Origin of the sequence: Edwardsiella hoshinae NBRC 105699 = ATCC 33379 (genome assembly GCF_000474215.1) — a bacterium.
GTDB classification, from domain to species: domain Bacteria; phylum Pseudomonadota; class Gammaproteobacteria; order Enterobacterales; family Enterobacteriaceae; genus Edwardsiella; species Edwardsiella hoshinae.
This window is the reverse complement of record NZ_BAUC01000003.1, coordinates 137,559-160,641: the sequence shown is the minus strand read 5'-3', so window position 1 is coordinate 160,641 and position 23,083 is coordinate 137,559. Positions and strand designations below refer to the sequence as shown.

The 23,083-nt window shown below is 56.5% G+C and carries 20 protein-coding genes and 1 pseudogene; 9 read left to right on the top strand and 12 right to left on the bottom strand.

What is annotated here, in order from left to right; all coding sequences use genetic code 11:
* Positions 1 to 297: 297 nt before the first annotated feature.
* Positions 298 to 594, top strand: coding sequence for a hypothetical protein (locus EHO01S_RS01590; protein ID WP_024522310.1), 297 nt, complete (start codon positions 298 to 300; stop codon positions 592 to 594).
* Positions 595 to 919: 325 nt separating this feature from the next.
* Here the strand turns inward: EHO01S_RS01590 and fliT are convergent, their stop codons facing one another.
* The 3 genes from fliT to fliD are packed head-to-tail and all read right to left on the bottom strand — an operon-like array spanning position 920 to position 3,133.
* Positions 920 to 1,282 carry a flagella biosynthesis regulatory protein FliT gene (gene fliT, locus EHO01S_RS01585; RefSeq protein ID WP_024522309.1) on the bottom strand — a complete coding sequence of 121 codons (363 nt, stop codon included), beginning with the start codon at positions 1,280 to 1,282 and terminating at the stop codon, positions 920 to 922.
* Between the two features lie 4 nt (positions 1,283 to 1,286).
* Positions 1,287 to 1,694: a flagellar export chaperone FliS gene (fliS, locus tag EHO01S_RS01580; RefSeq protein ID WP_024522308.1), complete on the bottom strand. Its 408-nt coding sequence runs from the start codon at positions 1,692 to 1,694 to the stop codon at positions 1,287 to 1,289.
* Between the two features lie 14 nt (positions 1,695 to 1,708).
* Positions 1,709 to 3,133, bottom strand: coding sequence for a flagellar filament capping protein FliD (gene fliD / locus EHO01S_RS01575; RefSeq protein ID WP_024522307.1), 1,425 nt, complete (start codon positions 3,131 to 3,133; stop codon positions 1,709 to 1,711).
* Between the two features lie 281 nt (positions 3,134 to 3,414).
* Here fliD and EHO01S_RS01570 point away from each other — a divergent pair, with 281 nt between their 5' ends.
* From EHO01S_RS01570 to EHO01S_RS19130, 5 genes are all read left to right on the top strand, one after another.
* Complete coding sequence (locus EHO01S_RS01570; protein WP_024522306.1) at positions 3,415 to 4,719, top strand: flagellin FliC; 1,305 nt, start codon at positions 3,415 to 3,417, stop codon at positions 4,717 to 4,719.
* A gap of 189 nt (positions 4,720 to 4,908) precedes the next feature.
* Positions 4,909 to 5,631, top strand: a complete 723-nt coding sequence (locus EHO01S_RS01565; protein WP_005287369.1) for an RNA polymerase sigma factor FliA — start codon at positions 4,909 to 4,911, stop codon at positions 5,629 to 5,631.
* A 31-nt stretch (positions 5,632 to 5,662) separates the two neighbouring features.
* The gene (fliZ, locus tag EHO01S_RS01560) at positions 5,663 to 6,217 is read left to right on the top strand and encodes a flagella biosynthesis regulatory protein FliZ (protein WP_024522305.1); all 555 of its coding nucleotides are present in this window, start codon (positions 5,663 to 5,665) and stop codon (positions 6,215 to 6,217) included.
* Between the two features lie 98 nt (positions 6,218 to 6,315).
* Positions 6,316 to 7,092, top strand: coding sequence for an L-cystine ABC transporter ATP-binding protein TcyN (tcyN, locus tag EHO01S_RS01555; protein ID WP_024522304.1), 777 nt, complete (start codon positions 6,316 to 6,318; stop codon positions 7,090 to 7,092).
* Positions 7,093 to 7,468: 376 nt separating this feature from the next.
* Entirely contained in the window at positions 7,469 to 7,630 is a 162-nt protein-coding gene (locus tag EHO01S_RS19130; RefSeq protein ID WP_167352255.1) for a hypothetical protein, read from the top strand.
* Positions 7,631 to 7,975: 345 nt separating this feature from the next.
* On the opposite strand, the gene EHO01S_RS01545 is transcribed toward EHO01S_RS19130, so the two are convergent.
* From EHO01S_RS01545 to EHO01S_RS01525, 5 genes are all read right to left on the bottom strand, one after another.
* Entirely contained in the window at positions 7,976 to 9,160 is a 1,185-nt protein-coding gene (locus EHO01S_RS01545; RefSeq protein ID WP_024522303.1) for an acetyl-CoA C-acetyltransferase, read from the bottom strand.
* Positions 9,157 to 9,819 carry a 3-oxoacid CoA-transferase subunit B gene (locus tag EHO01S_RS01540; RefSeq protein ID WP_024522302.1) on the bottom strand — a complete coding sequence of 221 codons (663 nt, stop codon included), beginning with the start codon at positions 9,817 to 9,819 and terminating at the stop codon, positions 9,157 to 9,159. Before EHO01S_RS01540 ends, EHO01S_RS01545 begins: the two co-directional genes overlap by 4 nt.
* 2 nt (positions 9,820 to 9,821) lie before the next feature.
* Positions 9,822 to 10,481 (bottom strand): acetate CoA-transferase subunit alpha, encoded by a 660-nt coding sequence (atoD, locus tag EHO01S_RS01535; RefSeq protein WP_024522301.1) that lies wholly within the window; start codon positions 10,479 to 10,481, stop codon positions 9,822 to 9,824.
* A 184-nt stretch (positions 10,482 to 10,665) separates the two neighbouring features.
* Positions 10,666 to 11,436, bottom strand: coding sequence for a 3-hydroxybutyrate dehydrogenase (locus EHO01S_RS01530; protein WP_024522300.1), 771 nt, complete (start codon positions 11,434 to 11,436; stop codon positions 10,666 to 10,668).
* Positions 11,437 to 11,477: 41 nt separating this feature from the next.
* Complete coding sequence (locus EHO01S_RS01525; protein WP_024522299.1) at positions 11,478 to 12,869, bottom strand: GntP family permease; 1,392 nt, start codon at positions 12,867 to 12,869, stop codon at positions 11,478 to 11,480.
* 268 nt (positions 12,870 to 13,137) lie between these two features.
* Between EHO01S_RS01525 and EHO01S_RS17350 the strand changes: the two are divergent.
* Together EHO01S_RS17350 and fumA are read left to right on the top strand one after the other, a co-directional pair.
* Positions 13,138 to 14,045 (top strand): annotated as a pseudogene (locus EHO01S_RS17350) (LysR family transcriptional regulator).
* 358 nt (positions 14,046 to 14,403) lie between these two features.
* Positions 14,404 to 16,050, top strand: coding sequence for a class I fumarate hydratase FumA (fumA, locus tag EHO01S_RS01515; protein WP_024522298.1), 1,647 nt, complete (start codon positions 14,404 to 14,406; stop codon positions 16,048 to 16,050).
* A gap of 83 nt (positions 16,051 to 16,133) precedes the next feature.
* Here fumA and fetB read toward each other — a convergent pair whose 3' ends face one another.
* The 4 genes from fetB to rne form a co-directional block, all read right to left on the bottom strand.
* A complete protein-coding gene (fetB, locus tag EHO01S_RS01510) occupies positions 16,134 to 16,892 on the bottom strand; it encodes an iron efflux ABC transporter permease subunit FetB (RefSeq protein ID WP_024522297.1) in 759 nt (252 codons plus the stop codon).
* Entirely contained in the window at positions 16,885 to 17,595 is a 711-nt protein-coding gene (gene fetA, locus EHO01S_RS01505) for an iron efflux ABC transporter ATP-binding subunit FetA (protein ID WP_070244755.1), read from the bottom strand. The genes fetB and fetA overlap by 8 nt, the downstream gene beginning before the upstream one ends.
* A gap of 75 nt (positions 17,596 to 17,670) precedes the next feature.
* Positions 17,671 to 18,717 (bottom strand): dihydroorotase, encoded by a 1,047-nt coding sequence (gene pyrC / locus EHO01S_RS01500; protein ID WP_024522295.1) that lies wholly within the window; start codon positions 18,715 to 18,717, stop codon positions 17,671 to 17,673.
* A 572-nt stretch (positions 18,718 to 19,289) separates the two neighbouring features.
* Positions 19,290 to 22,508 (bottom strand): ribonuclease E, encoded by a 3,219-nt coding sequence (gene rne / locus EHO01S_RS01495; RefSeq protein ID WP_024522294.1) that lies wholly within the window; start codon positions 22,506 to 22,508, stop codon positions 19,290 to 19,292.
* On the opposite strand from rne, the gene EHO01S_RS18805 reads away from it, so the two are divergent.
* A complete protein-coding gene (locus EHO01S_RS18805) occupies positions 22,489 to 23,076 on the top strand; it encodes a hypothetical protein (RefSeq protein WP_155964353.1) in 588 nt (195 codons plus the stop codon). The genes rne and EHO01S_RS18805 overlap by 20 nt on opposite strands.
* Positions 23,077 to 23,083 lie beyond the last annotated feature (7 nt).

Genomic DNA, 23,083 nt, shown 5'->3' with positions numbered 1-23,083 from the left:
TGGATGGTGTGATGTTGGGCGTTCTGCCCCTTGGTGCTCTTGGCCTCCAGGCGACTATGTTGTGTGATGGTGCATTCATGGGGCATAAAGCGCATCTGAATTTCTCTGCGGCGTATTAGCTCAGCGCGCGACGGTAGCTAACATCGTGTCGGTTGATGAGCCTTTGGACGCGTTTTATCGTGTAAAAAAACAAACATATCCACAGCATACCGCGACAAGTTTCGCTGTGCGCTTTACTGTCCAGCGCCAGGGGATACAATGGACGCCCTTTGTTCATGCCCCGTTAAGGAGAGAATCATGCGTCCGCGTTATCTATTGGCGTCGTTGGTCTTACTCAGCGCCTGTAGCAGCGTACCGGGTCACTTTGTGCGTAGCGAGGAGGATCCGGTCTCGCACTCCCTGGTGTATCGCTTCGATCCCGCAGTGGTCGACCGGGCGGCGATGGAAGCCGATGCGTTGTCTTATTGCCAGCATAATGGTTTCGATGGCGCCTATGCCATTCCTGGGCTGAAGTCGAGCCCTACGGGGCAGGCGCGCGCGGCTTATCTGTGTGTTTATCACCCCGTCAGCGCCACCAGCAGTGACCAGCGATAAATTCGCTGACGCCGTTGATGGCGCTGGTAATATCACACCAATCGTTGTATATTTTAATATATAGCGATGGTTGACTTCGATTGCTCACAGCTTATCGCTGATATTGTTTGCTACAGTCTACTTTTTGCTTTCATTTTCCCCGTGCTTTTGTTGCGGGGTCTTTTTTTAGGCGTCGGCGAGAGGCGCTTGAGATAATAGAAGCGAGCGACCTTTAGATAGAGCCAGCGCCCGGCGCACCGCATCTTGTCATCGATGTTGCCATGACAGTATGGGACGCCAGCGAACTGGTGGAAAAGAGGGAGAGAGGCGATGTGATGATGCGTTATTATAAATGTTCGCCGGGCAGTAAGATCTCGCCGGTAAACTGACCATAGGCATGGCTCAACGCCTGTTGACGATTACCGTTACCGATCAACTGGCGTAATTCGTCCATCCGTGCCTGTAGCTGTTTCTTCACCTCAGCCTCGTTGCCAAGGATCTGCTGTATTATCTGGCGCAGTTGGTTTTGCTGCGCCGGGGTCGGTTCAGACGGCGACATCAATTGGGCCGTGTTCGATACCGCCGTAAGGTAGTCCACCTCCAGCGCGATCAGCGCCTCCCATTGCTCTTGCTGTGCTAAGTCACGCATGCGCTCGCTTAAGGCCAGAACCTGATGGTAGGCTTGGAGTAGCGGCGGTAGTCCATACATAGTATTACCCCTGCTGGGTGGTTGGAGAATGGGGGCCTATCTGGCGCCAGGCGTCTGCAATGTTGTCGAGGAGTTCTGTCACGTGGCGAACGGCGTCGGCGTCGTTGTGCAGGTTAGCCTGTAGCAGACGTTGCACCATATAGTCGTACAGCGCGCTCAGGTTTTGTGCCAACTCGCCACCCTTCTCCAGATCTAATCCGGCCTTGAGGCCGTTATCGATGATGTTGATGGCCTTACTGAGTGATTGCCCCTTTAGGGCGATCTGCCCGGCATCGATGTGCAGTGCTGCGCGAACCAGGGCGCTATGCGCCCCGTCAAACAGCATCACGATCAGTTGGTGTGGACTGGCGCTCATCGCGCCGCTCTCCAGTCCGACTTTTGCATAGGCTTGGCTGCCCATTGCGTTATACATAGTAACGATTACCCTTATTTACTGTTGCTCATGGCATTAAATTGTTGGGTGAGATAGCTGCTGGTGCTGTTCAGTTTGGCCATCATCTTATCCAGTTGGACAAACTGGGCCTTATAGCGGTTGATGGTCTCGTCGATACTCTGATTGACGCTATCGATACGATCGCTTAGGTGCTGTAGGCTGTTGTTGATGCTCTTGGTGGTCGAGTCGATGACGCCATCGCTCTTGATATAGCTCTGGATCTCTTTGTGGATCATGTTGGCCATACCGCTATCTTTGCCGTCGCCGACAAAGAAGTGCTGCAATTGCTCGGGATACTCGTCGATGACCTTCTTCAGTTTGCTGTCGTCGATGCTCAGTTTGCCGGTCTGCGGATCGGTGCTGATGCCCAGGTTCCCTAGCCCCTTGATGTTAGGGTTGTCTTGCGCCGAGCTCATCACCCCTTTGACGCCGGACTGGATGGCACGCAGCGTGTTGTCGCCCAGCAGTGGGCCGTTGGTGAAGTTTTCGGCCTGACCTTTCTTGACCGGGGTAAATTTGGTCAGCGAGGCGAAGGTATCGATCAGCGAGTTATAGCTGTCGACCCAATCATGGATCTTCTTGCTTACCCCGTCGCTGTCATTGGTAATGACCAGATTTTGTGAGCTGTCTTTAGGCGTGACGGCCTTTAGCTCTAGCGTCACGCCTTGGGGTGCATCGGTGATCTTATTGCTGCTGCGGGTGATCTTCACGCCATTGAGTGTCATTTCGGCGTCTTTACCTTCGACGGTCTGCGCCATATTCGTCGTACCGGTTGCGGGGTGGCTGCTATCGTAGTTCAGCATATCGCCTAACTTACTGTCCCCGCTGACATTGAGCTTGATATTACTCTTCGCCCCGGTTTCGGCGGCGGTAATGGATAGGGTGTAGGCCTTATCGGAGATCTGGATCACACTGGCTTTGACGCCGGCGCCAGACTTGTTGATGGCGTCGCGTAACCCGGTCAGGGAAGTTTGTTCGTCGCTCAGGGCGATCTTGGTCTCTTTCGGCGGCTCGCCGACGGTGATGGTCAGCTCACGGTTGCTGGCACCGGCGCTGCCCATTTGCTCCGTCTGGCTGCTGGCGTGCGTCTGTGCGGTCAGGCTCTGCGCCTGGGCCAACTGGGTGACATTGATCGCATAGTTGCCCGGCACGGCGCTGGCGCTGGTGGTGACGGTAAACTGGTCGTGGCTGCTGGCCTTGGTAATGGTGAATGCATCACTTTTCGCCAGCTCCTTGCTCACATCATCGAACTTTTCTAATGCCCCCTTCAGGGTGCCATAGGCGGTCAGCTTGGATTTATAGCTGCTCTGTTGGGTGGTATAAGGCATCAAGCGTTGTTTCTCGACCCCGGTCAGCTTGGTCAGCAGGGAGTTGAGGTCGAGTCCAGAGCCGATCCCCAGTGATGAAATGGTTGCCATGAATATTTCCTTTCTGAATGACTAGTGCGCTATACGCGTTATCGGCTCTGTCTAAGAAAAGTTTACAGAAAGATCGTAAAAAACGATGGGCCAATAGACGCAGGAAAATGGGGGCTTTTTCGCCGATTGGCGGTGCCACAAAAAAAAATGAAAAATTTACTAAAGGTTATTCTGGGAACGTCGATACCTAGGGGGACGGTGGCTGATGACGCCGTGGGGCAATCAGGCCCGACCGATTAACTGTGATGCGCAACGGCGCAACATTTGAAGGAAAGCATACTATGGCACAAGTCATTAATACCAACAGCCTGTCGCTGATGGCGCAGAATAACCTGAACAAATCCCAGTCTGCCCTGGGCACCGCCATCGAGCGCCTGTCCTCCGGTCTGCGCATCAACAGCGCCAAGGATGACGCCGCCGGCCAGGCGATCTCCAACCGCTTTACCGCTAACATCAACGGCCTGACCCAGGCATCCCGTAACGCCAACGACGGTATCTCCCTGGCGCAGACCACCGAAGGCGCGCTGAACGAAGTCAACGACAACCTGCAGAACATCCGTCGTCTGGCTGTTCAGGCACAGAACGGTTCTAACTCTGCCAGCGACTTGTCATCTATCCAAGATGAAATTAATCAGCGTCTGGATGAAATCGATCGTATTTCTAAACAGACTGATTTTAATGGTGTTAAGGTTCTGAGCGGTGACCAGAAATTGAGTATTCAGGTAGGTTCTCAAGATGGTCAGACGATTGATATTGATTTGAAAGCGATTAATCGCTCTACTTTAGGGCTGGATGGCTTTTCCGTTGCGAAAAATAGTGTCAGTGTTGGGGATGCTATTACCGCTGTAACTGGCGATGGTACTGGTGCTCCTAAAACTGTAGATTTAAGCGCGGCTGCGAAAGATTTAGGTGCTGATGCTTCTACGTTATCTTTGCATGCCCTAAAAGATAAAGATGGTAATTTGACCGGTAATTATGTGGTGCAGTCAGGAGATACTTTCTATGCAGCTTCTCTGGACGCGGCATCAGGTAAAGTAGGCTTGAACAAAACCGATGTTAAATATACCGATCCGGACAATGGTTTGACAACGGCGGCGACTCAGGCTCAACAGCTGGTCAAAATCGGGGTTGATAAAGATGGTAACAATGTCGGCTATGTAACTTTCCAGGGCAAGAGCTATGCAGCAGCAGGTACCTTAGCGAATGGTAAAGATAAAGTTACTGGTAATACGGCAATGGGTGGTACTGCTGTAAATACGACTTTGGCATTAAGTGGTGCAGCAGCAACGGCTACATTTAGTGGCGTATCATCAGCCGATCCGCTGTCTAAATTAGACAGCGCCCTGTCTCAGGTAGATGACCTGCGCAGCGGCTTGGGTGCGGTACAGAACCGTTTCGATTCTGTCATCAATAACCTGAACAGCACCGTCAACAACCTGTCCGCCTCCCGTTCTCGTATTCAGGATGCCGACTACGCGACCGAAGTGTCCAACATGAGCCGTGCGCAGATCCTACAGCAGGCCGGTACCTCCGTACTGGCGCAGGCTAACCAGTCTACCCAGAACGTCCTGTCTCTGCTGCGTTAATTCTCAGCCGAGTCCGTCTCTGTCAAACCCCGCCTTGGCGGGGTTTTTTCATGCTTAGCGCACCGTAGCGCGCCCTGTTACGCAGAACAAAGCGGCTAAAAGGAGGCTTTTTTACCGACTAATTGCACCATTGCCCTTGGTGAGATCCGGGATAATAGCCCGGCATTCATTAACCCGAGTTTTGTCGACGTGACTGATTTGTATACCGCTGAAGGCGTGATTGACAAAAATACGTTATGGCAGCGCTATGCGCCGCTGGTGCGTCATGAGGCGCTGCGCCTACAGGTTCGTCTTCCGGCCAGTGTGGAGCTGGACGACCTGCTACAGGCGGGCGGCATCGGGCTACTGCATGCGGTAGAGCGCTATGACGCCATGCAGGGGACTGCCTTTACCACCTACGCGATCCAGCGTATTCGTGGCGCAATGTTGGACGAATTACGCAGTCGAGACTGGGTGCCGCGTAGTGTGCGCCGCAATGCCCGAGGTGTCTCGGCAGCGATGCAGCGTGCCGAACAGCGCCTGGGACGGGTGCCGAGCGACGGTGAGATCGCTCAGGAGATGGGGATTCCGTTGGCGGAGTACCAGCAGATCCTGCTGGATACCAATAGCAGCCAGCTCTTTTCCTACGATGAGTGGCGTGAGGAGCATGGCGATAATGCGGAGCCGGTCTGGGGCGAGGAGGAGAGCGCGAACCCACTACGCCAGTTGCTGGAGAGCGATCTGCGTGGTCGAGTGATCGCTGCCATCGAGGCCTTGCCGGAGCGGGAAAAGTTGGTCTTAACGCTCTATTACCAGGAAGAGTTAAACCTCAAGGAGATCGGTGCAGTGCTAGAGGTCGGGGAGTCGCGCGTGAGCCAGCTACATAGCCAGGCGATCAAGCGTCTGCGTAGCCGTCTTCTCTCTCAGCATTAAGCCGTCTTTATGCCTACAGCGGAGTGCTGCGATGTCATTCGTCTCTTTTCCATCCCTCAGCAAACCACGGCCATTGAGCCGTTATCTGAAAGACTTTAAACATAGCCAGAGCCACTGCGGCCACTGTGGACGTCCACTAGATCGCATCTCGCTGGTGCTTGGCGGTCACCTGTTAAATCGTGAACGTCAGGCACAAATGGAGCGGCTGATCGATGACGATGACTGGGCCGATTTACAACAGTCGCTGTTAGTGTTGTGCCGCTTCTGTAGCGATGTCTATTGCCATGCCCAAGGCAGTCGGTTCGATATCATGGGTTTTAAGCAATATCTGTGTGAACAGACCGACATGCGCCATAGCAGTATCCGGGAGTATGTGGTACGCCTGCGTCGCCTGGACGAGATGGCGGCGCTCCGCGAGCTCTCGGCGCAGACCTTAAACGATCCTAGCACCGAGTGGGAATGGCTAGAACGCTTGCCGCCATGTAGTCAGAACAACTACCGCATCGCGCTGCGCAAATATCGTCAATTTCTGCGCGCAGGACGAGAAGCCGCCGAGGCGGGGACGAACAGTAGTTATTTCAGTTAACGATTAGCATATGCTTTTTTATTCCTTTTCATGCGGTGATGACTTGCTACAGTGGCCGCAGAGCGCGCCGTGGGGTGGCGTGATGAGGAGAGCAGAGCGTGAGCGCCATCGAACTGACACAACTGGTGAAGTCTTATCATCAACAACGCGTCTTACACGCTATCGACCTGAGCGTCCAACCGGGCGAGGTAGTGGCGATCATCGGCCCCAGCGGTTCGGGTAAGAGTACACTGCTACGTAGCATTAACCTGTTGGAGGCGCCAGACGCCGGACATATCCGCGTCGCCGGGATTGAAGTGGATGCCGCGCGTCCGTTGGCGCGGCAGAAGGCGCAGATCCGCCGCCTACGTCAACAAGTCGGCTTCGTCTTTCAAAACTTCAATCTGTTTCCCCACCTCACGGCGCTGGAGAATGTCAGCGAGGGGCCGCGCGTGGTCAATGGCGTCGCCCGGAAAGAGGCGGAACGCCAAGGGTTGGCATGGTTGGCACGTGTCGGATTGGCCGATAAGGCGCACGCCTATCCGAAGCGTCTCTCTGGCGGCCAGCAACAGCGGGTCGCGATCGCGCGGGCGTTAGCCATGCAACCGCAGGTGTTGCTGTTCGATGAGCCGACCTCAGCGTTGGATCCGGAGCTGGTGGGGGAGGTGTTGGCCACTTTGCGTTCACTGGCGCAGGAGCGGCGCACCATGGTGATCGTTACCCACGAGATGCGTTTCGCCCGAGATGTCGCGCAGCGGGTGATCTTTATGGATGGCGGACGCATCATCGAACAGGGACCGGCCGAACAGTTGTTCAGCCGGCCGCAACATCCGCGTACCCGTCAATTTCTCGCCCAGTATCTGGCGGAGGTCATGGCACCCGAATTTGAGATTTAGGGCTCATCTTCGGTTGGAAAGCGGCGCAACCTGCGCATTGTGTGGGGGCGCTGTATCGTCCTGACTCATCCCGTCCCACCTCGTACATCCTCCCGACATAGCGTGCAGACTTAGTTAGCCTATCCCTTAGTTAACAGCGGCTTGTGCCGGGGGAGGCTTGCATCTTTCGCTCAGGCTGGCTAGGCTTGAGGTGCGGAGTGTGAATAGAGAAACGTGGTCGGCACCTCCATGTAGCGCGTGTCTTTTCTGTGCCGGGTACGTTTCATCTATGGACATTTCGCCGCGCGGTGCCAAGTAGCGTCACGGCTGTAGAGCTCCAGTTTAACTTGCTGCGCATACACTGACGCCTCGGTAGGCTTAAGGATGGAGCAAGGCTGTGAAAATCAAGGGATGGATATTGCTCATCAGCATCGCGCTGGCGGCTGGGGTGTTTGTCTATGCGGTGTTGTTTAGCGCGGATAAGGTTTGTGAGCATCAGCAGTTATTTTCTGACTTCTGCCGCCACGTCGATATATCCGCACCGTATATTACGCAATAAATCACTTGTCGTGTCAGCGTAATTCGAGGTACCAATCTTGTCGCGCTGGCACCCGCTGTCTTCCCCATAGGACAACCGCATTGATACCGTCTGGCGGTGCTTAATGGATTGGCGAGTCATGCCCCTCGGTGTGATGCGTCCTGCCGGCGGATTAGCGCGGTGAGTTCTTTTAATTTGTTAGCCTCTCGCTGCGCGTATGTGTTGTATGGCATAGCGTGCTGCTTCCCGCCATTCCCGTTGCTGACGCTAGGCGCGAGTGTGAGCTGCGTGGCCTAGCGCCGGGGAGGGGAAATTAGGCCTCTTCGCGCATGCAGATCCCACCGCGTGAGGCTTTCCCTGGATGGCTCAGTTAAGCCGCTCTACGATCATGGCTATCCCCTGACCGCCGCCGATACAGAGCGTGGCCAGTCCCAGAGACTTATCGCGGGCGCGCAGCGCATGTAACAGGGTGACCATGATGCGTGCCCCGCTGGCGCCGATAGGGTGGCCAAGAGCGATCGCGCCGCCGTTCACGTTGACCTTATCCGCATCCCAGCCCATTTGGGTGCCTACGGCCAGAAATTGGGCGGCAAAGGCTTCGTTTGCTTCGATCAGGTCAATGTCGGCAAGTGTGAGCCCGGCTTTTTTCAGTGCATTGTGGCAGGCCGGCACCGGTCCCATGCCCATCAGGGCCGGAGAGACGCCACCGCTGGCGTAGCTACGTATGCGTGCCAAGGGCTGAACCCCTAGCGTCTTGGCACGTTGCTCCTCCATAATTACCAGTGCGGCAGCGCCATCATTAATGCCAGAGGCGTTGCCTGCCGTGACACTTCCCTGTTGAGCAAAGACCGGTGAGAGCTTGGCTAACGCTTCCCGCGTGCTATCGGCGCGAGGGAACTCATCCTGCGCTATCGTCTGGGTAACCCGGCGCGTGGTGACTGGGATCGGCACAATTTCGGCGTGAAATGCGCCATGAGCAATGGCCTGGCAGGCTTTTTGCTGAGAGTGCAGGGCCAGTGCGTCTTGGGCCTCACGGCTGATCCCATACTGTTTGGCGATATTTTCCGCCGTTACCCCCATCGCGTAACCCTCTATAGCACAGGTCAGGCCGTCTTGCTGGATGACGTCCAGCAGTGAATGATGGCCCATCCGGTATCCCCAACGCGCATGATGCGTCAGTATATAGGAAGCTTGGCTCATGTTCTCCATGCCGCCAGCGACGATGACGGTGGCATCGCCCGCTTGGATAGCCTGGGCCGCCAGGGCGATACTTTTCAGGCCGGAGCCGCACACTTTATTGACCGTATACGCCGTGACGCTGTCCGGTAGGCCACTTTTTAACGCCGCTTGCCGCGCCGGGTTTTGTCCGAGTCCGGTCTGTAGCACATTCCCCATAATCACCTCGTCGATCATCGTCGGCGCCAGCGCTGCCCGCGCGTACGCCTCCTCAATTACTGCGGCACCCAGCGCGACGGCGCCGAGGTGAGAAAATGCACCACCGAAATTACCGATAGCGCTGCGTACGGCGCTGCCAATCACAATGTTTTTCATGCGCGGGCATCCTGTGGTTGAGGCATGGTAGCGAGTTGAGGAGAAACCAGAAACTGCGCGGTCGTTTTTTGTCGCAAGGTGTCGACATCGATGCCGGGGGCCAACTCAGTCAGCACCATGTGCTGCGGTGTAAAATGAAACACGGCCAACTCGGTGACCAACATGTGTACGGCATTGACCGCCGTCAGGGGAAGGGTACAGCGGCGTAGAACTTTAGCCGCCCCGTCTTTGGTGCAGTGCTCCATCCCGATAATGACCTTACGGGCACCGGTGACCAGATCCATGGCACCGCCCATGCCGGGGACCATCTTCCCCGGAATAAGCCAGTTGGCGAGATTGGCCTGCTGATCGACTTGTAACCCGCCCAAGACGCAGACGTCCAAATGACCTCCGCGGATGAGGGCAAACGACAATGCGCTGTCAAACATGGCGGCGCCCGGCACGATACCGCAAGGCTGCCCGCCCGCATTGACCAGATTAGGTTGAGCCTGGCGCAGTGGGCCGAGGCCAAGAAAGCCATTTTCGGACTGTAGAATAATATCGACACCTGGCGGTAAATAGTCGGCGACCAGGGTAGGTATGCCGATCCCCAGATTGACAATATCGCCATCGTGAAACTCTTGGGTGATGCGATAGGCAATGCGCTGTTTGGCATCCATGTCTATTTCCCCTCTGGCGACAGAATATAATCAATAACGGCGCCGGGCGTGACGATAAGGTCAGGATCTAATTCCCCGGCGTTGACTAGCTGCTCTGGCTCTACCATGGTGACCTCGGCTGCGAGGGCGATCAGTGGATTAAAGTTACGGGCGCTCAGTTGGTAGCATAAATTACCCAGCGTATCGGCCTGATAGGCTTGAATGAGGGCCAGATCGGCCCTCAGCGGGCGCTCCAGTAAATAGGTTTTCCCCTCCAGCGTTATCTTTTGTTTCCCTTCCTCAACCAGGGTACCGACGCCGGTGGGGCTCAGTACGCCGCCTAACCCAGCCCCAGCGCAGCGGATTTGCTCGATGAGGGTTCCCTGGGGAATCAATTGAACCTGCAACTCTCCGGCGATCATCAGGCGACCGGTTTCCGGGTTGGTACCAATATGCGAGGCAATGACTTTTTTTACCCGGCCGTGGTGGATAAGCATACCGATGCCGCTATTGGTAAACGCCGTGTCGTTAGCAATGATGGTTAATGCTTTAGCGCCTGAGTCCAGTAATGCTTGAATTAAACGTGGCGGGCTACCGCAGCCCATGAAGCCGCCGATCATTACGGTCATTCCATCGGCAAAATGTGTATAAGCCTGTGCTATTGTTATTTGTTTATTCCGCATGGCAGGTCCTTTTTATTGGCTGACTGCGTCAGGGCTTGAACCCCAAGCGAGGTCATCATCTTGGTGCAGGAGGTGCATCCGGGGCGTAGTGTTGTCCCCAGTCTGTCTTTCTCAACGTATCGGTGAACACGGGCGCGCCCGGACAGCGGAGATCGGGTGCCTATCCGGTCGCTAACGTAGGCCGCTATTGGGCCAGCCAGCCCCCATCCATATTCCATGCCGCTCCGCGTACCTGATCTGCCGCTGGGCTGCACAGGAACAGCGCCAATGCGCCTAATTGCTGTGGGGTGACAAAATCCAGAGACGGTTGTTTTTCTGCCAGTAGCGCATCACGGGCCTGCTGAGTATCACCGTCGCCCGTCCTGGCATCTATCTGCTGTTGTACCAAGGGCGTGAGCACCCAGCCGGGGCAAATGGCATTGCAGGTGATCGGGCTACGCGCAGTCTCCAGCGCAATCACCTTCGTCAGTCCGACGACGCCATGCTTGGCGGCCACATACGCGGCCTTTTGTGCGGAGGCGACCAAGCCATGTACGGAGGCGATATTGATAATGCGTCCCCAGCCCTTTTCCTGCATGGTGGGCAAGGCTAGGCGGCTGGTATGAAATACCGATGAGAGGTTAACGGCCAGAATGGCATCCCATTGTTCTGGCGGAAAATGCGTGACGTTGGCGACATGCTGTATTCCCGCATTGTTGACCAGAATATCGACGCCGCCGAACTGTGTTGTGGCGTAATCGAGCATCGCGGCGATTTGCTCTGGATGCCTCAGATCGGCCGCGTGGTAGCCGGGGGACGGGCCGAAGGCGGCGATGTGCTCGGACGCGTGCGCCACATCGCCAAAGCCATTCAGGATGATCTGCGCGCCCTGTTGCGCCAGCGCTTGTGCAATACCTAATCCGATTCCACTGGTGGAACCGGTTATCAAGGCGACCTTGCCGTGTAAGCTTACCATATGGACTCCATATCACTTATTACGCCGCATAGCGGCACGCGTTAGACAATGCCGGTCAGATAGAACACGGCGATGACAAAAAATACTGCCAGGGTTTTAATCAGGGTGATGGCAAAGATGCCGCCATAGGATTGGCGGTGGCTCAGGCCGGTAATGGCCAATAATGTAATGACGGCGCCATTGTGCGGCAGTGTATCCATACCGCCGCTGGCCATGGCGGCAATGCGGTGCAACACCTCCATGGGAATACCGCTCGCGTTGGCGGCCTCAATAAAGGTATTGGACATCGCCGCCAGCGCAATACTCATTCCGCCGGAGGCCGAGCCGGTAATCCCGGCCAACAGCGTGATACTGATAGCCTCGTTGACTAATGGGTCTGGGATCGCCTCGAGCCCTTTAGCCAGCAGCAGAAAGCCCGGGAGTGCGGCGATAACGGCGCCAAAACCATATTCTGAAGCGGTATTCATGGCGGCGAGGATAGCGCCGGAAACGGCGTTTTTACTGCCCTCGGCCAACCGCCCGCCGATATTACGAAAGCCGAAGAGGGCGACCAATAGAATGCCGACCAACAGCGCCGCCTCGACGGCCCAGATCGCGGTGACCTGCGCAATGGGGATCACGATCGGGCTGGCCATTCCGGGCAGGGCGAAGGTGTGTGTGGTGCCATACCATTGTGGAATATATTGGGTAAACAGTAAGTTACTTATTCCCACGGCAAGCAATGGCGTCAGGGCGATAAAGGGATTGGGTAAGTTGAGCGTATCGGGGGTTTCGGGCTCATTGAGTAAGTCGACGCCATAGCCCTCATGGGTACGCTGGGCTTTGCGCCGTTGACGCTCCAGGTAAGTCAGACCGAGCGCTATCATAAAAAGTGCGCCGATGAGGCTCAGTGAGGGGGCGGCCCAGGCATTGGTGTTAAAGAAAGCGGCCGGAATAATATTTTGGATCTGGGGGGTGCCGGGCAACGTATCCATGGTGAATGAAAATGCACCCAAGGCTATCGTGGCCGGGATTAAACGTTTGGGAATATTGCTTTGCCGGAACATCTCTGCGGCAAAGGGATAGACGGCAAAGGCGACGACAAACAGCGACACTCCGCCATAAGTGAGCAGGGCGCAGACAATGACGATGACCGGTATGGCATGCCGTTGTCCCAATAGGCGGATAGCGGTAGCGACAATCGCGCGGGAGAAACCAGAAAGCTCAATCAGTTTGCCGAAGAGGGCCCCCAGCAGAAATACCGGAAAATAGAGTTGGATAAAACTGACCATTTTGTCCATGAATAGTCCGCTAAACGCCGGGCCGACTGCGCTGGGGTCGGTGAGCAGTACGGCAGCGAGGGCGGCCAAGGGCGCAAAGAGGATCACGCTGTAACCCCGGTAAGCGGCCAGCATAAGCAAACACAGAGAGGCGAGGGCAATAATAATGTCCATTTATGATTCCTCATTTAATTATAATTAACGTGGCTTGCTGTTATTTACCTGCCAACGCGCGTCATCCAGAAATAAAAAATATGATTTGATAAATTGCATTCACTAATAAGATAAATATCTGCTGTGGCCAATCTCGCCGTCAGTTTTATGGAAGAATAATTGACAAAGCTGGATGTTTTGTTAATTTTATTTTTCCAATGTATTAGTTTGTTATTTTTATTAATGATGGGTTACCCTCTGATTTATAACTGATTGGGACGAATAGGCGATGGCAATGAGCATTAAGCAATTACGCGCATTTTTAGCTGTTGCTCACAGTTTGAACTTCGCACAGGCCAGCGTGAGGCTGAATCTTTCTCAACCGGCGTTGAGTTTGGCTATTCGTAATCTGGAAGACACATTGGGGGGGCGTTGTTTGTGCGGACGACGCGTCAAGTGAGGCTCACGCCGGAAGGGGAGGCTTTTTTTCCGCTGGTGCGCCAATTGCTGGTGGATTGGGATAATACGGTCGAAACGATAAGACAGCGTTTTACATTACAGATCGGTAGGGTCGCCATCGCCGTGATCCCCTCTTTTGCGGCGAACCCGCTACCGTTCATTTTGCAACGCTTTCGCTGCCGTTATGCCGGGGTCAATGTGGTGGTACACGATGTCATTAACGAGGCGGTGTATGAGATGATTGCCGAAGGGCGGGTGGAGATGGGCATCGCGTTTGAGCCGGAGTCCGATGCGCGGTTGCATTTTACCCCATTAGGCATGAACCGATTTATTGCCGTGGTTCCGCCGGCGTGCTCCCTGGCTCGACAGCAGGATATTGGCTGGCGACAGTTACTTTCGCTGGATTTTATTACCCTACAGCGGCCCTCTTCCATGCGTCTGCTGCTGGAGCAGCGTCTGGCGCAGCACGGTCAACACTTGTCGGTAGCGTTTGAAAGCCACCAATTGATAACGGTAGGCAATATGGTCGCTAACGGACTGGGTGTCAGTGCGGTACCAGCATGGTGCGCTCGGCAAATGCGGCAGTTGGGCGCCGTGTGTCTGCCGTTGACCGATCCGGTGATTGAAAACCGCTTCGGCCTGGTAAGTCTGCGGCATCATCCGTTTTCCTGCGCCGCGCAGGCCATGGCTGACACGATTTGTGACTATGCACAGGTTAACGGAGGCGGCTTTACGTGAAGGGGCGAGCGATAGAGTCTGGATTGGTTGATTTTGGCTATTTTGTGCATTTTCTTCATTTTCTTTTTAAATCAAAGTGATTAACCTCTGTTTTTGCTAAACGTCAGACAATTAATCCCCGATAGTTTGATTTTGATCCTGTTACCTCGCTTGGGTTATTTGGCAGGATGGATTGACCTGATGATTACCCGTTTCATGCCGATACTGAGCGCGGTCGCACAACGCTTATTGTAAATAACATGTTAACATCGGGCGGTAAAGTTAACAGGCAGGCGTGGTTTTCTCCGGCCATTCCCTATCCCGGAGGCGCGTGCTGCACGATAAATTTATAGAAGCTGATGTTGTAAGCGAGAGAAAAATGTCAAATAAACCCTTCCATTACCAAGATCCGTTCCCGCTGCAAGGCGATGACACCGAATACTATCTGCTGAGCAAGGAGCATGTCTCCGTGGTCAGCTTCGAAGGTCAAGAGATGCTGAAGGTCGAGCCGCAGGCGTTGACCCTGTTGGCGCAACAGGCATTCCATGACGCCTCTTTCATGCTGCGTCCGGCGCACCAGCGTCAGGTCGCCGCTATTCTGGATGATCCTGAGGCCAGTGAGAACGACAAATATGTCGCGCTGCAATTCCTACGTAACTCAGAGATTGCCGCCAAGGGTGTTCTGCCGACCTGCCAGGATACCGGTACCGCCATCATCGTCGGTAAGAAAGGGCAACGGGTGTGGACTGGCGGTGGCGACGCCGAGGCCTTGTCACGCGGCGTCTATAACACCTATATCGAAGATAACTTGCGCTACTCTCAGAACGCCGCGCTGGACATGTATAACGAGGTTAATACCGGGACTAACCTGCCGGCGCAGATCGATCTGTATGCGACTGACGGTGAAGAATATAAGTTTCTCTGTGTTGCCAAGGGGGGCGGTTCGGCTAACAAGACCTACCTGTATCAGGAAACCAAAGCCTTGCTGACACCGGAAAAATTGAAGGCGTTCTTGGTCGAGAAGATGCGTACCCTGGGAACGGCCGCTTGCCCGCCGTACCATGTCGCCTTCGTGATCGGCGGTACCTCTGCCGAGTCAACCCTGAAGACGGTCAAACTGGCCTCCACCAAATACTATGATGCGCTGCCGACCGAGGGGAACGAACACGGCCAGGCCTTCCGCGATTTGGCGCTGGAGCAGGAGTTGTTGCAGGCGGCGCAGGAGCTGGGGCTGGGAGCACAGTTCGGCGGTAAATACTTTGCACATGATGTGCGAGTGATCCGTCTGCCGCGTCATGGCGCCTCATGTCCGGTAGGAATGGGGGTCTCCTGCTCCGCTGATCGTAACATTAAGGCCAAGATCAACCGTGAGGGGATCTGGATTGAGAAGTTGGAGCACAACCCGGGTAAATATATTCCCGAGGCGCTGCGTCAGGCCGGTGAGGGTGAGGCCATTAAGGTCGACCTCAACCGTCCGATGAAGGAGATCCTGGCTCAGCTCTCTCAATACCCAGTATCGACCCGTCTCTCACTCTCCGGCACCATCATTGTCGGGCGTGACATCGCCCATGCCAAACTGAAAGCCTTGTTGGACGAAGGTAAGCCGTTGCCGCAGTATGTGAAAGATCACCCGATCTACTACGCGGGCCCGGCTAAGACGCCCGCTGGTTATGCTTCTGGCTCCTTGGGGCCAACCACGGCGGGGCGTATGGATTCCTATGTCGATCTGTTCCAGGCTAACGGCGGCAGCATGATCATGCTGGCCAAAGGCAATCGCAGCCAGCAGGTGACCGATGCTTGCCATAAACATGGTGGCTTCTACCTGGGGAGTATCGGCGGCCCGGCGGCGGTATTGGCGCAACAGAGCATCAAGAGCCTGACCTGTGTGGCTTATCCGGAACTGGGGATGGAGGCGATCTGGAAGATCGAGGTAGAAGACTTCCCAGCCTTCATTCTGGTGGATGACAAGGGTAATGACTTCTTCCAGCAGATCCTGAGCAATCGCTGCAATGGCTGCATGAAGTAACCCGCTTACGCCGCCGCGTTTTGGGCGGCGGCGGTATCGCTGAGCGCTCCCCGTAGGCCAGGCCTGCGGGGATTTTTTTACACTTAACGCAACTGATCGCGTGCGGTGTAGAACTTGGCGTAGGCCAGATAGCCGGCGATGATGGTGGAGAGGCTGGCGGTCGACAGCAGCATAAAGGTCACCATGATCTGGTAACGAATGGCCTTGACCGGATCGATGCCAGCGAAGATCAGTCCGGACATCATGCCCGGCAGACTGACCAGGCCGACGGTTTTGGCGGAGTCGACCGTCGGGATCATCGCCGCCTTGATGCTGGCACGAATGATCGCTGCCGAGGCTTGCTTCGGGGTGGCGCCCAGGCTGAGCATCTCTTGCACCCGCTGACGTTCGTCGTGGAAACGTTGGCGTAGGTTATTGTAACACAATCCGACCGCGACCATCGCATTGCCGGCGATCATCCCGGCGATGGGGATCACCTGCATTGGCGTAAAGACGATGGAGCCGCTGACGATGAGGATGGTGAGTGTCAGGGCGGTGCCGGTAACGATGGCGATCAGCGACATGGCGAAGGCATTGCTCAGACCTTTGCTGCGTTTCTTAGCATTCCAGGCGGCATTGACGCAGATGAATAGCACCATCAGCAGCGTTAACAGAGCATTGTCCAGATGGAAGATATATTTCAGGACGTAGCCGACCACGATCAACTGGACGATGGCGCGGCTGATGCTCCAGAGAATGTCTCTACCGAGCCCTAATTTTTCGCGCCCACTGATGACCAGGGCAATGGCGACCAACGCCAGCGCCATCACCAAGGATTGGTCGGTAATGTTGTGGCTAGTCATGTTGTGCCTTCTCCTTAGTTTGGCTGCCGCCTTGTGTGTCGTCGGTTTCGTCTTCCTCGTCATCCGCCAGGCGAGGTAGGGTCAGTACATTGTCACCGTGGGCGATCTCATCGCTGTTGTGCGTCACCCAAATGACCGCGATCCCCTGCTGCTGATTTAGCTGGTTGATCACCTGCTGGACGATGGTGCGGTTATGGCTATCCAGGGCGCTGGTGATCTCATCCAGTAGGAGCACCTGCGGCATATACTGGATATTGCGCAATAGCGCTACGCGCTGGCGCTCGCCACCGGAGAGATCTTCGATACGTTGATCCAGGGTATGCAGCGGCAGGGCGAATTGCATCAGACCGCGGCGAATGCGGTCCATGTCGGGCGGGTCATTACGGATTTGGTAAGGGAACAGCAGATTATCCCGTACTGTGTCGCCGAACAGGACCGGCGTCTGGAAGCTATAGGAAACGCGCTTGCGGTACGCCTCCGGCGAGTAGTCGCTCAGTGGCTTACCCTGGAGGCGGATCTCGCCCTGTTGCGGATCTAGCAGCGAGGCGGCGATCTTCAGTAGGGTGCTCTTGCCGCAGCCCGAGGGGCCGGTAATGATTTTAAATTCACCGGGTTGTAGTGCCAGTGAGACATCGTGCAGGATGGGGCGTCCATCGGCGCTGAAGTGGATGTGGTCGAGCGCCAGTAAGGGGGGGGTCACCATGTTTTCCCTCATGGAGTAGCAATAAAAAAAAGGCCTGTCCCGGGGGGACAGGCCCGTATTGTTCGTCAGGTAAGATTAACTGCGTACCGACCAGCGCAGCGTTTCACCCGCCAGGAAGGGGATCAGCGTCTCCTCGCCGCAGGCGATACTGTCGACCACGGTCGCAGGTTCTTGAACCAGCTCAATATACTCTTCATTCGGCGGGAGTCCATAGAATGCCGGACCATTCAGCGAACAGAAGGCTTCCAGGTGTTGCAGCGCCTGCTCCTGTTCGAAGACCGTAGCGTAAGCCTGTAGGGCGCTGGGTGCATTGAAGACGCCGGCGCAGCCACAGGCGGACTCTTTACGTCCACGCAGATGCGGGGCGGAATCGGTACCGAGGAAGAAGCAGGATTGGCCGCTGGTGGCCGCCTTGCGCAGCGCCTGTTGGTGTACGCTACGCTTGAGGATCGGCAGGCAGTAGAGATGTGGTCGAATGCCGCCGACCAGCATGTGGTTGCGGTTAAACATCAAATGCTGTGGGGTGATGGTCGCCGCCAGATAGCGATCACCCGCGGCGACGAACTGGGCCGCCTCTTGGGTGGTGATATGTTCAAAGACGATGCGCAGCTGCGGGAAGTCGCGGCGCAGCGGGATCATCACCTGATCGATGAAACGCGCTTCGCGGTCAAAGATATCGATATCCGCTTGCGTCACCTCGCCATGGATCAACAGCGGCAGGCCGCTCTGCTGCATCGCTTCAAACAGCGGATAGAGCGCCGGGATAGCGGTGACGCCGGCAGACGAGTTGGTGGTGGCATTGGCCGGGTAGAGTTTGGCGGCGCTGAAGATCCCCTCGCGCTGGCCGAGCATCAGCTCATCGACACGCAGGGTATCGGTGAGGTAGCAGGTCATCAACGGTGTAAAGCGTTGCCCTTGCGGTACGGCAGCCAAGATACGCTGGCGATAGGCGAGACACTGCTGCACGGTGGTGACCGGCGGCATTAGGTTCGGCATCACCATGGCGCGGGCGAAGTGGCGGCTGGTATAGGGCAATACGCTGTGCAACATCTCGTCGTCACGCAGATGGAGGTGCCAATCATCGGGGCGGCGGATCTTCAAGGTGGACTGCATTACGGTCATTACGAACTCCGGCTGATAGAGATGTTTGCGAGGCTGCATAGCGAGCGCGCTGCCAAGGTGCAACGGGTCGCGACGCGGTACATTAACGTTGCCGGGCGTTAAGGATAACGGGAAATGGCGCATGATGCATCCGTTAGTTACCTGGGATGACGAATTTGTGCGCGCGGCCGCGGCGGTTTCGACGTCGCGGCGAATAGGGGGACGCTGCCGGGGTACCTGCTAGCGCCAGTGTGGGCGGTTAATCAGGCGCGCGGAGTCGGGATGCGCGAAGCCGTCGTGGAGCCAGGGGATACGGAGCGGCCGCGCGCTTTTTATGTTCGGCGTGTGCCAGTGCGTATTGGTTGTCTAGCCCGGCGAATGACAGGGCGATGGGGACTGACGCGCCAGAGGCGTGGTCGTTGTGGGTGACAAGGTGCAGCGCTGAAGGTTTGGTTTTCATCCTGCCGGCATAAAAAAAGCCTCATCAGAGTCGTGATGAGGCTTTTTTCGTATTCCCACCGGATCGTTTAAGCGATTATCTGGCTTGATCGAGTGGGGCCAGACGGCGGTCTTTTAACGCCAGAAAGTAGCGTTTAGCCTTGTGGCATCGATGGCTTGGTCGCCGGTGCGCTCGCTTGGCTGGTCGCGGCTGCACCACCAGCCGCTCCACGTCCCTGGAAGTCATAGACCGGACGTACCCAGGTGCTGACGACGACGAGCGGGGCGACGTAGGCCGGCGCCGGTGCTCGGGTCATCGGTGCGCTGGCGTGACCGTGGGCATGGACGACCACACTTGCTTGTGCATGCGTTGCCATTTCCTGTGCGTGGGCGGTTACGCTGGCTTCGGCTTCGGCTTCGGCTTCGGCTTCGGCTTCGGCTTCGGCTTCGGCTTCGGCTTGTGCGAGCGGCGGAATCGTCTCGGCTAACGTCGGGGCGGCTGCGGCGCAGGCGGCGTGAGCCGGAGCCTCTTCGCGCGCGGCCATCTGCGCATCGTCGCTCTTGACATCCTCATCGGCATGGCTCTCGACGCCTGTCTCAACGACGGCAGCAGTAGGCGCGCTAAGCGCAGCGACCTGCGGTGCAGCGATGGCGGCGTCAGACTCGCTTAGTGCTTCGGTGGCGGCCGCTTCGCTGATCACAACGTCAGACGGCACAGCTGCTGGCTGAGGCGCGCTGTCGACGGTAGCGTGCGGAGCGCTTGCGTTGGAGGCGACGCCCTCGACAGTGGCGCGCTGTTCCACATCCTGGTTGTCGGCGCTAAGCGGGGTGACCGGATAGCTGATCCATACTTTGCCGGAGGCCATCTCGGGTGAGTAGACCGCCAGGGTTAACGGCATCGGTGACTGCTGCGGATAACGCTCGTCACGGTAACGGCGGCGGCGCTGACCGCTGACGCGCAGGTGACGCGGCGAGCGACGAGAGCGACGCGGCATGCCATTCTCATGGCGGTTAGCGTTCTCCTCTTCGCTGGCCGGCGCGGCGGCGGTTGGCGGGGTGTTTTCCGCAACCGGGGCGCTAACAGGCGGTAGCGCGGCTTTATTCTCGTCGGCAATAACCTCAAGTGATACGTCACTAGCGCTGGTCGCAATCGCCGCATTATCGACGATACGGACTTTCTGGCTCAGTTGGCGACGCTGACGACGTTGCGCCGGCGCGCTTTCTTCCGCGATCTCTTCATCGGGCTGTGCGGCGACATCCAGTGCTTTGACCTCTTGCTGCGCCTGACGCTTCTCTTCCTGACGACGACGTTGGCGCTCGTTACGCTGTTCGCGGCGTTGCTGCTGATCTTCGCGTGTTTGCTCACTTCCAGCCTCGGCGCTCTGCGCCGGTTGTGACTGACGGCGATTACGACGCTGTTCGTCACGCGCCTCGCGATTTTCGCGATTGCCACGCTCCTGACGCTCACCGCGTTCTGTACGCTCACCGCGTTCACCACGCTCTGTACGCTCGCCACGCTCACGGCGCGGATTCTGACGACGGGCGCGACGCTCTTGCGGTGCACGGCTCTCTTCACGCGGGCTTGCTGTCTCTGAAGCCGGAGCGGCTTCTTGCTGCGGTGCCTCGCCGGCGAAGATCCCTTTCAACGAGGCCATCAGGCGGCCGAACAGACCCGGACGGGCCGCGGCGGCTGGCTGGACGCGGGGCTCGCTCGGACGTACTGCGGCGGAAACCGGCGTGCTGTTGCTCTCTTCCAAGGGGGGCGCGGTGACATCCAGGCTAAAGGCAGCCAGCGCCGGTTGCTCTGGACGTTTACGCTCGGCCGGTACCTCTTCTTCACTACAGGCTTCTGCTTCGTGCAGTTGCGGCAACTTATAACTCAGGGTATGGGTCTCTTCGCCCTTGCGTACACGCATCACGGCGTAATGCGGCGTCTGCATCTGGTCGTTAGGTACCACGATCACCCGAACATCGGTCTGACGCTTTTCAATGGCGCTGACGGCGTCACGCTTCTCATTCAGCAGGTAGGAGGCGACCGGAACCGGTACGATGGCATGGACTTCGCGGGTGTTCTCCTTCAGCGCTTCTTCTTCGATCAGGCGCAGGATGGAGAGCGCCAGTGACTCGTTGTCGCGCACGGTGCCGGTGCCGTTACAACGCGGACAGACGTGGTGACTGGACTCGCCCAGTGACGGGCTGAGGCGCTGGCGTGACATTTCCAGCAAGCCAAAGCGCGAGATGCGACCGATCTGGATGCGTGCGCGGTCTTGACGCACCGCATCACGCAGGCGGTTTTCTACCTCGCGTTGGTGGCGCACCGGCGTCATGTCGATGAAGTCGATGACGATCAGACCGCCCAGGTCGCGTAGACGCAACTGACGGGCGATCTCGTCCGCCGCTTCCAGGTTAGTGTTAAAAGCGGTCTCTTCGATATCACCGCCGCGCGTGGCACGCGCGGAGTTGATGTCGATGGCGGTCAACGCCTCGGTGCTGTCAATGACGATAGAGCCGCCGGAAGGCAGGCGCACCTCACGCTGGAAGGCGGACTCGATCTGCGATTCGATTTGATAGTGGCTGAACAGCGGGATTTCGCCGGTGTACAGCTTAATCTTGCTGCTAAAGTCTGGGCGACCCAGGGCGGCGATATGCTGCTTGGCCAGATCGAGGATCTTCGGGTTGTCGATCAGGATCTCGCCGATATCCGGACGCAGGTAGTCGCGGAAGGCGCGCACGATGACGTTGCTTTCCTGATGGATCAGGAACGGTGCCGGGCGACCCTCTGCGGCTTTCTTGATGGCGTCCCAGTGTTTCAGGCGGAACGAGAGATCCCACTGCAACGCATCGGCAGACTTGCCGACGCCCGCGGTGCGGACGATGAGTCCCATTCCATCAGGGATTTGCAGCGACGAGAGTGCTTCTTTCAGTTCGGTGCGATCGTCACCCTCGATGCGACGAGAAATACCGCCGGCACGGGGGTTATTCGGCATCAATACCAGATAGCTACCCGCCAGGCTAATAAAGGTGGTCAACGCGGCACCTTTATTGCCGCGCTCCTCTTTATCGACCTGGACGATGACTTCCTGCCCCTCTCGCAGCACGTCTTTGATATTAGGACGGCCATGGGCGGAGTAGTTGCTAGGGAAGTATTCGCGGGCGATCTCTTTTAGGGGTAGGAAACCGTGTCTTTCGGCACCGTAATCGACGAAGGCAGCTTCTAGACTGGGTTCAATACGGGTGATTTTACCTTTGTAAATGTTCGCTTTTTTCTGCTCATGACCCGGGCTTTCGATATCCAGGTCGTACAGTCGCTGGCCATCCACAAGGGCGACACGCAACTCCTCCTGCTGAGTTGCGTTGATTAACATTCTTTTCATCGTTAACGTACTCGTTTTTTTGCATTGGCTACTTAAGCTGCGGGCGAAAAGACCTTTTCTGACCGGGAGGAAGACCGATGACCCCGAGTCTTATCGCAAAGTCGTCAACCTCACGGTTGTCGCCTGCATAGGGGCGCAATATTCGGTAAGCCTGCATTTCTTTGTGAAAGGCAGCGCTGTTTATCAGGATGACGCCGCAGAAAAAGGATGCGGCAAACTGACTCCATGTTGTTGGTCAGACTGCGACCCGCAGCCCGCTAATTACTTGATTTCGCATTACGTCTTACGCCATTGCTGCATTTTTGCGCTATCAGGTAAACGTCGTATCCTGCTTCTTTTCCCACATTGGCGGAAAAAAACGCGGAAAACGGCTCCATTATTTCACTGCAATGGCAAATATAGCAAGATGCCATTGCGCCTTGTGCGCAGAAAGTTGCTCAATAGCACGACGTCATACTATTTGGCATATCTATGTATATACGCCGCCAGCGCGCTTGTCAGGGAGATCGCTGCATTATTGTTCTCGCGTGTCAAAATAGCAGTGGCGCGCAGGGCTGCCGCTCTTTAAAATCGCG

Coding starts and splice junctions, on each gene's coding strand:
- EHO01S_RS01590 (WP_024522310.1), top strand. CDS start 298: ATGCGTCCGCGTTATCTATTGGCGTCGTTGGTCTTACTCAGCGCCTGT.
- fliT (WP_024522309.1), bottom strand. CDS start 1,282: ATGTATGGACTACCGCCGCTACTCCAAGCCTACCATCAGGTTCTGGCC.
- fliS (WP_024522308.1), bottom strand. CDS start 1,694: ATGTATAACGCAATGGGCAGCCAAGCCTATGCAAAAGTCGGACTGGAG.
- fliD (WP_024522307.1), bottom strand. CDS start 3,133: ATGGCAACCATTTCATCACTGGGGATCGGCTCTGGACTCGACCTCAAC.
- EHO01S_RS01570 (WP_024522306.1), top strand. CDS start 3,415: ATGGCACAAGTCATTAATACCAACAGCCTGTCGCTGATGGCGCAGAAT.
- fliZ (WP_024522305.1), top strand. CDS start 5,663: ATGTCATTCGTCTCTTTTCCATCCCTCAGCAAACCACGGCCATTGAGC.
- EHO01S_RS01545 (WP_024522303.1), bottom strand. CDS start 9,160: ATGAAAAACATTGTGATTGGCAGCGCCGTACGCAGCGCTATCGGTAAT.
- EHO01S_RS01540 (WP_024522302.1), bottom strand. CDS start 9,819: ATGGATGCCAAACAGCGCATTGCCTATCGCATCACCCAAGAGTTTCAC.
- atoD (WP_024522301.1), bottom strand. CDS start 10,481: ATGCGGAATAAACAAATAACAATAGCACAGGCTTATACACATTTTGCC.
- EHO01S_RS01530 (WP_024522300.1), bottom strand. CDS start 11,436: ATGGTAAGCTTACACGGCAAGGTCGCCTTGATAACCGGTTCCACCAGT.
- EHO01S_RS01525 (WP_024522299.1), bottom strand. CDS start 12,869: ATGGACATTATTATTGCCCTCGCCTCTCTGTGTTTGCTTATGCTGGCC.
- fumA (WP_024522298.1), top strand. CDS start 14,404: ATGTCAAATAAACCCTTCCATTACCAAGATCCGTTCCCGCTGCAAGGC.
- fetB (WP_024522297.1), bottom strand. CDS start 16,892: ATGACTAGCCACAACATTACCGACCAATCCTTGGTGATGGCGCTGGCG.
- fetA (WP_070244755.1), bottom strand. CDS start 17,595: ATGGTGACCCCCCCCTTACTGGCGCTCGACCACATCCACTTCAGCGCC.
- pyrC (WP_024522295.1), bottom strand. CDS start 18,717: ATGACCGTAATGCAGTCCACCTTGAAGATCCGCCGCCCCGATGATTGG.
- rne (WP_024522294.1), bottom strand. CDS start 22,508: ATGAAAAGAATGTTAATCAACGCAACTCAGCAGGAGGAGTTGCGTGTC.